The organism is Siphonobacter sp. SORGH_AS_1065, from assembly GCF_030818595.1.
Taxonomy (GTDB): Bacteria; Bacteroidota; Bacteroidia; order Cytophagales; family Spirosomataceae; genus Siphonobacter.
On record NZ_JAUTAM010000004.1, the window covers coordinates 3,726,753 to 3,738,577 of the forward strand.

Below are 11,825 nucleotides of genomic sequence, written 5' to 3' on the forward strand. Positions count from 1 at the left end.
AGTACAAAATACGGCTTTTTCTGCGACGACTCAGGAGAGATGCATGGGTAAGGCTTTCAAAGCGAAGTTTTGCTGACGGAGGTATTCCAGCGTTTTAGGCAGAGCATAACTCATGTTTCGCCAGGCTTTGATGCTGTCGTGAAAGACGACAATACTCCCTGATTCACAGGCTTTAATGGTTCCCTGATAGACCTGTTCGGGCGAAAGATCGGGGTTGTAGTCGCCCGTCAGTACATCCCACATAATAAGCGTATGATCGTTCACGAGCTGAGCCGCCTGTCGCTTTCGTATGCGGCCATACGGCGGGCGAAACAGTCGGGTAGGGGGCAATAATTCCTGACATTGGGCCACGTTTTCATAATAAGCCTGATCCTCGGTTTTCCAGCCTTTCAGATGATTGAACGTGTGGTTTCCAACCGAGTGCCCCTGATCGATGATTTGCTTAAAAACATGCGGATGTTTTCGGATATTATCACCAATGCAGAAGAACGTAGCCTGAGCCTCAAATTGTTGCAATTGTTCCAGCACAAACTCGGTTACTTCGGGAATAGGGCCGTCGTCGAAGGTGAGATAAATGGTAGGCTCAACCGATGGAATTCGCCAGATCATTTCCGGATAAATCAATCGTAATAGAGCAAAGGATTTATGAAGAAAGAAAGCCATTATTTATGGGGGTTAGGAGTGACAATAAGTTCTTGTAATTAGTTAATAGTATTGTAGTTCGGTAGCTTAAAACTGAATGAAAATATATTAACTATTAACTAACAACTATTAACCGCAGCGGCGGTCGCTAACAACTGTATTCATTGAAGTTTTCTTCCTTTCCATTCGTATCCTTTACCCTGAGCCGCTAATCCAAAAAAACAGACATAAAAAGGATAGATGAGCTGCACTAAAGGAATCAATAAAATACTTTTTTCCTGACCTAAAAATCGTAACACAAGCGAAAGGAATATAAATTCACTGGAGAATTTAAGGAAAGCCATAGAGGCTAATACGAGTCCTGATAGTTGATTAAAGCTGAACAATAAAACCCCGGCGATGCAGCTAACATTTGCCAAGAAGACGAAAATAGCTAAAGCCGATACTTTCCAGTCCTGGTAGTGCTTCCACTTGCTGGCCCAACGGCGACGCTGCTGGTAAAAAGAGCGAAAATTCTGATGAGCCTCGGTTGCGACCAGAGCTTCAGCACTTTTAAGAAAACGAACTTCTCCCGGAAATCGGGCAGCGACTTTGTGCATCAAAAACTCATCGTCACCCGAAGCCAGATTTTCGTTACCAGAAAAACCACCAACGGTCTGAAATGTTGCTTTACTGTACGATAAATTAGCTCCATTGCACATATTGGGCCGTTTCCAGAACATAGCCACAGCGGCAGAACCAATCAAACTGGCAAATTCGACAATCTGAATTCGACTGCTTGCATTCCCTTCATCGTGAAACGTAACGGGGCCGGAAATGAGCCGGGCCTGAGTTTGTTGCTGGAAAGACGCAATAGCCGCCAGCCAATGTTTGCCTACCCGGCAATCGCCATCCGTGGTAACAATCCACTCGTGTTTACTTTGATGCAAAGCCTGTGAAATGGCTCTTTTTTTAGGGGAAGAATGAGGCTCGTTCGTAAGCGTAAGAAGCTTTAACGCATAGGTGCATTCCTTACTGAAATGAGAAACCAATTCAGCGGTTCGATCACTTGAATTATCATTAGCCACCAGCACTTCAAATTGCTCATGATTGAAGCTTTGATTTTCCAGATCCTTTAATAATAGCAAAATATTTTTCTCTTCGTTTCGAACGGGAATGATCACACTGATTAGTAACGGATTGGGTTTATTTTGAATAGAAAAGTCGGGCATTGCTAGCCAGCCTTTAATTAAGGCTAAACTAAATAAAAACCAGACGAATGGCCCAATCAAAATAATGATTTCAAGTATACTCATAATCGGTTTTCTTCCCGTTTCAAATACCTTAACTGAGTAACAAATAAAATGCCTACCAAAACGGGTAATACGATATTAATAACCCAGATCGTTAAGGAAGCGGAGGTAACTAAAGCCGGATTTACCTGATAAAAACTGAAGAAATAAAGGGTACTGAACGTCCGAATGCCCAGATCACTTAGAAAACTGAAAGCAGGAATGACACTTTTCGTAAGAAACAATAACCAGACCACTGTTAGCTGATCAAGCAAGGGAAGCGAAACCCCGAAACCGTGAAGCACCAGCAGGAATTGGACGCTATAGGTGAAAAATCGAAAGCCTGACAGAGCAGTTACCTGCGAAACATCCGCCGTTGAATAGGTTTCCAATACCCGGAAAAAACGGGCGGAGTTGGCCAGCCATTTGATTCGCTCCAGCGTGGGGGCCGCCCGGTCTTTAAGGCTTAATAAATAAAGCGTAGCTAAGTTGCTGATCCACAATAAAACAAGAGCAATCCAATGGCCGATACCGGGCGACTGAGGCATTCGATACAGGAAATAACTGTACGCCAGCGTTCCGGTAAAGAGGGTAACCAGAAATTGTACGGTGCTCCCTAGTAGAAAGGCTCCAATGCTATTGAGCCGGTTTTGGGCTTGTAGAAACCCCATTTTCCCCGTCAGGTCGCCTACGTTGGCCTGCGTTACAAAGCCGAGCGACTGCCCAGCCAGTACGCCACGCAGGGCCGTATAAAAAGAGATAGATTCCAGTTTTCGAGCCAGCACCTGCCATTTCCGAGCTTCAATGGACCAGTTGAGTCCGGTCAGGAGGATGGTCAAGGGTAACCATCCGCTGTTTTGCTGCGACCAGGCGGCCTGAATGTACTGCCAGACTTCGCCCAGGTCCTGTTGTTTACTCTGAAGCGTTCGAATGACGAAAGCAATGATGAGCAGCGGAACTACCCAGCGGAGGAGAAAGATAACAATTCGGCGGAAAGCCGGGTAAATGGAGTTATTTTGCATACAAATGCGACAACGAAAGCTTCAGGCTTCTCGTTTGTCACTGCAAAGCTATGTCAGAAAAGATTATTTTAGGTGTTGACCCGGGTACAAGGTTCATGGGGTACGGATTGATTTTGGTGGAAAAGGGGCAGGTAACCCTGTTGCAATACGGGGTCATTAACCTCACAAAATATGACAATCATGAATTAAAGTTAGGCAAGATTTTTGAGCGAATCACAGGGCTGATTGATGAGTTTTCCCCGGATGAGATGGCTTTGGAAGCTCCTTTTTTTGGGAAAAACGTACAATCCATGCTCAAGCTGGGTCGAGCACAGGGGGTAGCGATGGCGGCAGCCCTCGCCCGACAAATCCCCATTGTCGAATATTCTCCCAAGACGGTCAAGCAGTCTGTAACGGGTAATGGAAATGCTTCCAAAGAACAGGTTTCCTATATGCTTGAAAGTATACTGAAAACCAGGCTCGAAGGCGAAAGACTGGATGCCACCGATGCATTAGGAGTAGCCATTTGTCACCATTTTCATGAGAACTCAGTAACGACTCCGAAGGGTAAAAAAGCGTTGGGAATTAAGCAGGCTAAAAAAGGTAGCTGGAGTGCATTTTTAGCAGAAAATCAGGACCGCATCAAAGGTTAAAAACGTATGATTTAGTACCCAGAGGAAGCCTGAGCTACGCAGCTCAGGCTTCCTCTTTTTTGTACATACTATTCATAAGTACTTAAAATATTGATAAGTTTGTATCTGATGATTAGTACTGACATTATTTTAACCCATTTTTAAAATAATAATAGATAAAAAGTACTAATTTATAATTACCTACCTGAATTATGGAGAATAAAATTAAGCAAATTGCCCTACGCAGATTTATCTGGGTAGTCATTCTAGTATTGTTGTCATTAGTATGTGTTTTTATTGGCTTTACTAGTAAATCGAAGTCCTCAACAATCAAGAAAAATATTACGGTTTTAAAGGATGAACAAAACGATTACCAGAAAATAGATACTTGCATATCCCTATTATATGTAGCTGAAAATAATAGCCGATTATATACAGTAACTTCTGATACTACCTATTTATACAAGTTTCGGCAACAACTGGAAATGATCTCATCCATTATCGATGCTATTCAGAGCGAAAATGAGAAAAGAATGCCTCTGATACACGAAGATGTAAATGAATTGATTGCGGAAAAGAAGAGAAAAAACAATCAGTTTTTGTACCTGAATCAATTAACAGACAGCTTATGGGTGCTTTCTGCTAAAAATATAGATACTTCACTTGTTGAATTAAATTATCACCCAGGCATCAAGACCGTTAATACCATTGAGAGAACAAAAAATATAGACACTGTTCGTGTAATTCAAAAAAGAAAAAATAAGAAATTTTGGAGACGCATTGCGGATGCGATATCGAATAAAAATGATTTTGAAAATCAAACGAATATTAATTCAACGGCCTCTTCTAAAGTAGAAAAATCGGCCCAGGGTTCAGAATTGGCTCATAGAAATACTATTAAAGCATTGAATGATTATTATAAAAAACTGCTGGCTAATAAACAGAAGCTTAACCGTACCGAACGTGAAATTCTTGCCCTTAACGAAGCCATATTTGCTGAATTCCAGAAAGCATTGAGTCAGCTAAAGAAAGACGAGATTAAAGAACAAGAGAGGTATAGAGATCGATTACTCACGGGGACCATGCATACGATTGAAGAACTGGATGATCTATCGGTTATTAGCATGGGTATTGTTTTTATTTTAACGGTAGTTATCCTTTTTAATATATGGAAATTATATAAAAACGATTTAGCCCTTTTGCACTATAGTAATCAGGCGGTAACATATGCGAGAATGAAAGGCGTGTTTCTGGCTACGATGAGTCATGAAATCAGGACCCCACTTAACTCTATCATTGGCTTTTCGGAACAGATGAACAGTGATTTAATGCCTGATAGTCAGAAGGATAATCTGAATGCCATTCGTGCCTCATCAAGGTTGTTACTTGAAATTGTGAACGATGTTCTTGATTTTTCAAAGCTAGAAGAGGGTAAAATAGACTTATGCCATAAGCCCTTCCAACCAGCTGCTATCATGAAAGAAATGATGGATATGGTTGGCGTTCAAGCTCAAAACAAGCAGATTAGCCTCTCTTTGACTATCAATTTTGATAAGTCTGTTATCCTATCAGGCGATGCTTTCAGAATGAAACAGGTTATGATGAATCTGTTAAGTAATGCCATTAAATTTACCCCTGAGAAGGGCAAGGTTGAGTTTAATTCAACACTTCTGGAAGCCGCAACTGGTAAAATAGTCTGGTCTTTTGAAGTGAAAGATTCTGGGATTGGTATTTCCCAGGAAAATCAAAAAATTATCTTTAATGATTTTCAACAAATTGACCGGGAAGATCACGTAAATACAATTGCTGGAACGGGTTTAGGTCTGGCTATTTGTAAAAGGATTGTTGAATTAGCGGGCGGATCTATTCTGGTGGAAAGTACCATAAATGTAGGTTCTACATTCAAAGTATCGATTCCGTCTGTATTGGTGGAACCGCCTGTTTCTACGTTTACTGAGTCATCAGCACAGGAGATTAGTGCAATTCTGGAAGGAAAAAATATATTAGTTGTTGATGATAATAAAATGAATTTACTTCTAATAAATAAGATATTCAAAAAACATCATTTAGTAGTGACAGAAGCTTCCAACGGACAGGAAGCCCTAGACTTGCATCTAAAAAATCATTTTGACTTAATCATTACCGACATTCAGATGCCCATAATGAATGGGTTAGAAATGGCAAAGAAAATCAAAAATAATTCAGATAAGTCCATTTCAAACGTGCGAATCGTAGCCTTTACGGGTACATCAATTCCAGAGCATCAGCAGGAATTACTGGATGCTGGAATTGATGATTCGTTAATGAAACCCTTCGTCGAAAATGATTTAAAACAACTATTAATACGGATGTTTGGCGTCAATTAAAAAGACTGGGTAAGGTAATCAGAGTGAATGAGGTTCATCTGTTCATCAAAGTGATAAAAACGCGGGGCTCCCGTAGGAATATTTACCTCTGAAATAGCTGTTTCGCTGATCGATTCCAACGCCATGACAAGTGACCGGAGGCTGTTTCCATGAGCGACAACCAGGACGTTATTGCCCGCTTTCAAATGAGGTACAATCGACTCATTGTAGTAGGCCATAACGCGTTTCTGAGTCATTTGCAGGCTTTCTCCATGAGGCGGGGCAACGTCATAACTTCTCCTCCAGAGAGCGACTTGTTCAATGCCATACTTCTCAGCAATGTCTGTTTTATTCAGGCCTTGTAAATCACCGTAGTTACGTTCATTTAAAGCCGCATTTTTCTCTATCGGAATCTGCGTTTCATTGATCTCTTTTAAGATGATGGAAAGTGTTTCCTGGGCTCGTTTGAGCTCAGAAGTAAACGCTATGTCAAACGTTATGGTCTTTAACTTTTTGGCGGTTAGTAAGGCTTCATCGCGACCATGATCCGTCAATTCAACGTCTACATCGCCCGTAAATTTGTTTTCCAGATTCCACTGGGACTGTCCATGTCTGACCAGGACTAAGATTCTATTATGCATGTTAACTTCATCAAAAATTGAACGGTTACCTGAACTTTGAATGATCTAAACTATAAATCCATTCTCATTGAACTTTGTTAGGAGGTATAGAAATTTTATCTTATTTATAGTTTAACTAAACCGAAAGTATCTATTGTATTTGTATGAATTTATAAACTTTTTAATTCTTTTGCGAGTATTATAGAGTACTTTGCTTATCCCAATTTTCTAGAAATTTATGCAGTTAAGCTTGCTGATTTTTACATACCTACTGGTGATTTTCTCGCTTATTCCACTGATTCGTCATGACTACTGGACGTTTCGGGTTTTTGAATATCCCAGAAATCAGAAATTTTTTCTGTGTTTAATCCTACTGGTTCTCTGGGCCTGGGTAGGTGATCCTTTCGATACCCTTACGCTGGTCACTATTGGAGTGCTGATTTTGAATATGGTTTATTTATTCTATCAGCTTTATCCGTACACGTTTCTTTCGCCCAAACAGCTCATGGATTGTGCGGATTGTACGCCCGATCGGAATATTAGTCTGCTAATTTCCAATGTTTATCAATACAATCGGGAGTCGGCGAAGTTGTTACAGCATATCAGTCGGCTCAAGCCAGATGTAGTATTATTGGCCGAAACAGATCAATGGTGGGCGGATCAGATGACGCCCATTCATCAGCACTATCCGAACCGCGTTCTCCAACCGATTGATAATACGTATGGAATGCTACTGTATTCGAAACTGAAGTTATCGGATGCCTCCGTTAAGTTTTTAGTAGAAGAGGGTATTCCTTCCATTCACGCCAAGGTTACCCTGCCTTCTAACGAGCAGATTCAGCTTTATTGCCTGCATCCAACACCGCCAGTGCCGCAGGAAAATCCACGCTCGACCGAGCGGGATAAAGAGTTATTGATGGTAGGAAAAGAAGCTAAAAAATCAAAAATTCCGGTGATTGTGGCGGGAGATATGAACGATGTAGCCTGGAGTTATACCACAGAATTATTCCTGAAAACCAGCGGATTACTTGATCCGCGGCGGGGCAGAGGTTTTTATAGTACGTTTCACGCAAAAATTCCGATTCTGAGATTCCCTCTTGATCATATTTTCTGCTCGTCTGATTTCAAGCTACTGGAAATGCAACGACTGAAAAGTATTAATTCCGACCATTTCCCGATGTACGTTAAACTGACGTATGACCCACAGGCTGAGGCTTTACAGAAGGATAACGAGTTAACGCTGGATGCCGAAGATCGGGAGGTAGTTGAAGAAAAAATCCAAGCAGATACGGATTCAGATGGCAGTGCAAAGCCAGAAAAAAATCCCATCGGGACGTAATAGACAAGAGCCGTTGATCTTCTCAACGGCTCTTGTCTATTTTAACCAATCAGTTCCCAGGCTGCGGCAACGGAGTCAACGGGAAGCTGACAGGCTCGATTGTAACAGACGTAAATCATCGTTCGTCCATCCGAGCCCCGATGCTGAAGCAAGGGTAAGTTGCTGGAAGTAATTGTCCCGGTGATGACTTTGTTAGGTACATACTTGGCTTCCAGTTTTTGACGAAAAGCTTCTATTTCGGGTCCAACAATGGCAATTTCTACCGTTGGCGTAGATCGGTAGGCCGCTAAACTGGCCCAGTGCGAAAGATAGTCTGCATTGGTTAGTAGCAGAGGCTTCACTTTTTGCAGCATCTGGCTGGAACGCTCGCCCAAATCCGGTCGATCCAGTAATAGGCTAAGGCGATATAAAACCGTCGCCATGATCGCATTCGACGAAGGAATGACGTTATCAAACAGCTCCTTTTTTCGGGCAATCAGTTCGTTGGAGTAGGAGGCGTCGGTAAAGAAATACAAGCCGTCGTTTTCATCCCAGAAATGCTCCCCGGCGTAATCTGCCAGTTGCTCGGCAAGTTGTAACCAGCTTTCGTCAAACGTAGCCTGATACAAGCTGATCAATGCCTCAGAAACGGCTGCGTAATCTTCCAGAAACCCAGCAATTTTGGCCTGACCGTCTTTGTAGGAATGGTACAACAGGCCGTCTTTGATGAGACGATCCTTAATGAAATGAGCATTAGCTAAAGCCAGCTTCAGAAAAGATTCATCGGCGAAGACGCGGTAAGCATCAACCAGCCCCTTCAGCATCAGGCCATTCCAGGAGGTTAGGATTTTATCGTCCAGACCAGGATGAATGCGTTCTTCGCGGTATTGAAGGAGTTTATCAAATTGCGGTTGAAGCTGATCGGAGAGTAACTCCTGCTCCATTTCAAAAGACTCCAGCGTTCGCTGCGGAAACAGAATGTTTTTACCCGTAGCGTGACCCGTGGCTTCTTCATGGTAATTACCTTCTTCCGTGACCTGAAAATACCCACTAACCAGGTCACCCCAAACCGGCCCCAGAATGGAATCTATTTCTGCTTTCGTCCAGGTGTAATATTTTCCTTCTTCACCCTCGCTGTCTGCGTCCAGAGCTGAATAAAAACCGCCTTCGGGGTGCGTCATTTCGCGAGTTAACCAGGTGATAGTTTGGGTAACTACGCGTTTATAAAGAGGCTCCTTCGTAACCAGCCAGGCTTCCGAGTAAAGGCTCAATAACTGGGCATTATCGTAAAGCATTTTTTCGAAGTGAGGGAGAAACCACTCGCCGTCGGTTGAATACCGGGCAAAGCCTCCCCCAATCTGGTCATAAAGGCCGCCAAGGGCCATTCCATTGAGCGTGGTTTTAATGGACTGAAGCGTATCGCTATCGTACGTTTGCTGATAGTAACGCAGAGCAAACAGCCAGATCGAGGGCATGGGGAATTTAGGTGCCCCGTTAGTGCCCCCTCGCTCGGTATCAAACGAAGCCGCCAGCTTATCGTAAACCGCTTTGAGTTCTTCGGAAGAAATAGTTACGCTAGAATCCTCGACTATGGGTAAGCCGTATTTCTCGGATTCTGTGTAATGCATATTGGTCGTAAACCCTTCGGCAGATTGCTGAAGGGCAGACCGCTGATTCTGAAAAGCTTCCGCAATCTGACTGCAAATCCCCATCCAGTTTCGGGCAGGAAAATAAGTGCCCCCGTAAAACGGTTTGGCATCGGGCATGAGGAAGACATTCAGAGGCCAACCGCCACGAACGCCCATGGCCTGAACGGCATCCATATAAATCGCATCCACGTCGGGACGTTCTTCCCGATCCACTTTTACACAAACGAAATGTTCGTTCATGAGTCGGGCAACGGTCTCGTTTTCAAATGACTCGCGTTCCATAACGTGGCACCAGTGACAAGCCGAATACCCAATGGAAACGATCAAAGGTTTATCTTCTTCGCGAGCTTTTTTCAAAGCTTCTTCTCCCCAGGGATGCCAGTCTACCGGATTATGAGCGTGTTGGCGTAAATAAGGCGAGCTTTCATGGACGAGGCGATTCATTGAATGTTCAGTTATCTGTTTGCGGTTTTCAGTTTCGCAAAAGCGTGAATGGATAAGTTATAGGAAGAAGCCTGAGCGTTGGAATAGGAACCTCAGCGGGTTTGACATACATAGCCTCCGTTATCAAGCCGAGGAATATGAATTTACTTGTTGTCAGGAATCAGGACAGAAGGGGCATCTCTACTTTCGAATTAAAACCCGTTTCGTTACGGACTTACTTCCATCCCCAACCTTCACTAAATACATGCCAGGAGCGAGGTTATGCGTGTGAAGAGAAACGGGGTTATTACCCGTCTTAGCCATTATCGTCTGCTGATGAACGATCTGTCCGGTTACGGAGAAAAGCTGAAGATTGACATCTCGATCTTCGGAAGTAAAGACATCAATGGTCAGGCTGGCCGAAGCGGGATTGGGGTAAGGCTTGATGTCGATTACATGCAAAGCGGACTCGGGTAAATCAAACGCACAAAGCATAATTTCCCGTCCCCGAAGGGTAATTTCCTGTTGCCAGTTGCCATACCGAATCGTCATCGGTGTACTGGCGTTTTCGGTGGCAAAAGGGTTATGAGCTGCTACCAGAATCTGATTTCCTTTCACTACGCCACGCCAGATAGCATCCTGGTCGGCAAAATGATCGCGGGCCGATTTGGGCACATAGATTAAACCGCCATTGAAAAAATCCTTGAACTGGGAAAGTCGGTATAAACCCTGGGTAAAGTACTCATAATTAGCCAGGGTTTCATTCGTTCCAGTGTTACCCGGACTTTCCCATAACCATAAACCTTTTGCTCCTGAAAAGAAGGGAAAAATAGCTGTAGCCTCCGCCATCCAGGTCTGAATGGGCTTATTGATATTTGTACTCGTGTAACGTAACCAGACAATAGGCACGACGTCTTTGGAACTCCAGGCTTTGTTGGCTTCTACCTGAAAAAGCAAGTAGGCCAGATAGTTACCCGCGTAAGGATTGGGGTAGTCATAGATGTAATAAGCCGAAGGAAGCAGGAAATCCTGCCGATTGTAAAACGAACCCCCAACGGTATTGGTGACTGAATCTTTCGTAAGAAAATGAACTCGTTCGGGATTGGTAAGCCAGTCCTGCCAGGAGTTGCCGTCAATATTCAGGAAGGTATTTCGAATGGGTGAATCCGAATAAGAAGTCAGGCGGGTGCTGGCGGGTAAGCCATTCTCCCGCATGTACTGGAAGGGAGCCGCGTACAGATTCTGCATATCCCGATGGTAACGAGTCAGAAAAGCTTCGTCGCTCAACTGGGTATAAACGGCAGGAACCAGATTCCGGCGTTTCAAACTCAGAATACTATCATTGGTATTGTAGTGACGTTCGATGTCGGCCATGAGAATGTCTACGTCCGGCATGGCTTTCCCGTGAGAATCACTGAATAAGTTAGCAAACGAACGCATTTCATTGGCCCATTTGCTACGGTAGGTGCTCAGATTATTACCCCAGGGCGAACGAATGACATCCCAGGGCTGGTTAATGCCGGTGGCAGTGCCATACCAGAGAATGGCCCGATTGGCCCGGGGGAGACTACCGTCGTACTCGTTAAAATTAGCCAGGTGAGAAAAGCCTTTTCTGAGTGGCGTTTGTTGGGAATCGTTCAGACGAGGGCCGCTGTAAACGATGGTGAAGGGTAAGGTAAAGTCTGGAAATTTTTGCCAGTTAATCACTCCGTTGGCCGTTGAAGCCTGAAAAGAGGGTGTCTCGCAGGTTTGTGAGAAACCCCCAAAGGGAGTCAATAGCCCAAGAATCGCTACCACTAGCGTCTGAATGCGGAGTAGGGAAGAAGGTAATACGTTCAAATCGATAGTTTTCATGTCTGGAATTCAATTGAACAAAATAAAGCCGATTTTTGCAGATCGGAAAGGCAATCCCTACTTTTGAATA

Annotated in this window: 9 protein-coding genes; 3 read left to right on the plus strand and 6 right to left on the minus strand. The window is 43.6% G+C overall.

Going from position 1 to position 11,825, the window contains the following annotated elements:
• Positions 1–30: 30 nt before the first annotated feature.
• The 3 genes from QE390_RS16170 to QE390_RS16180 all read right to left on the minus strand — a co-directional run bounded on the left by QE390_RS16170 (position 31) and on the right by QE390_RS16180 (position 2,935).
• Complete coding sequence (locus QE390_RS16170) at positions 31–663, minus strand: polysaccharide deacetylase family protein (protein WP_106634929.1); 633 nt, start codon at positions 661–663, stop codon at positions 31–33.
• Positions 664–803: 140 nt separating this feature from the next.
• Entirely contained in the window at positions 804–1,937 is a 1,134-nt protein-coding gene (locus QE390_RS16175) for a glycosyltransferase (RefSeq protein ID WP_307142906.1), read from the minus strand.
• Positions 1,934–2,935 (minus strand): lysylphosphatidylglycerol synthase domain-containing protein, encoded by a 1,002-nt coding sequence (locus QE390_RS16180; protein WP_106634927.1) that lies wholly within the window; start codon positions 2,933–2,935, stop codon positions 1,934–1,936. Before QE390_RS16180 ends, QE390_RS16175 begins: the two co-directional genes overlap by 4 nt.
• A gap of 50 nt (positions 2,936–2,985) precedes the next feature.
• On the opposite strand from QE390_RS16180, the gene ruvC reads away from it, so the two are divergent.
• Together ruvC and QE390_RS16190 are read left to right on the plus strand one after the other, a co-directional pair.
• Positions 2,986–3,567: a crossover junction endodeoxyribonuclease RuvC gene (ruvC, locus tag QE390_RS16185; RefSeq protein ID WP_106634926.1), complete on the plus strand. Its 582-nt coding sequence runs from the start codon at positions 2,986–2,988 to the stop codon at positions 3,565–3,567.
• Positions 3,568–3,758: 191 nt separating this feature from the next.
• Positions 3,759–5,912, plus strand: a complete 2,154-nt coding sequence (locus QE390_RS16190; protein ID WP_307142907.1) for a response regulator — start codon at positions 3,759–3,761, stop codon at positions 5,910–5,912.
• On the opposite strand, the gene QE390_RS16195 is transcribed toward QE390_RS16190, so the two are convergent.
• Entirely contained in the window at positions 5,909–6,532 is a 624-nt protein-coding gene (locus QE390_RS16195; RefSeq protein WP_307142908.1) for a 2,3-diphosphoglycerate-dependent phosphoglycerate mutase, read from the minus strand. The two genes, QE390_RS16190 and QE390_RS16195, sit on opposite strands and share 4 nt — an antisense overlap.
• A 217-nt stretch (positions 6,533–6,749) precedes the next feature.
• Here QE390_RS16195 and QE390_RS16200 point away from each other — a divergent pair, with 217 nt between their 5' ends.
• On the plus strand, positions 6,750–7,850 hold the full coding sequence (locus tag QE390_RS16200) for an endonuclease/exonuclease/phosphatase family protein (protein ID WP_307142909.1): 1,101 nt from the start codon (positions 6,750–6,752) through the stop codon (positions 7,848–7,850).
• A 41-nt stretch (positions 7,851–7,891) separates the two neighbouring features.
• On the opposite strand, the gene QE390_RS16205 is transcribed toward QE390_RS16200, so the two are convergent.
• Positions 7,892–9,922, minus strand: a complete 2,031-nt coding sequence (locus QE390_RS16205) for a thioredoxin domain-containing protein (protein WP_307142910.1) — start codon at positions 9,920–9,922, stop codon at positions 7,892–7,894.
• A gap of 180 nt (positions 9,923–10,102) precedes the next feature.
• The gene (locus QE390_RS16210) at positions 10,103–11,755 is read right to left on the minus strand and encodes a T9SS type A sorting domain-containing protein (protein ID WP_307142911.1); all 1,653 of its coding nucleotides are present in this window, start codon (positions 11,753–11,755) and stop codon (positions 10,103–10,105) included.
• Positions 11,756–11,825 lie beyond the last annotated feature (70 nt).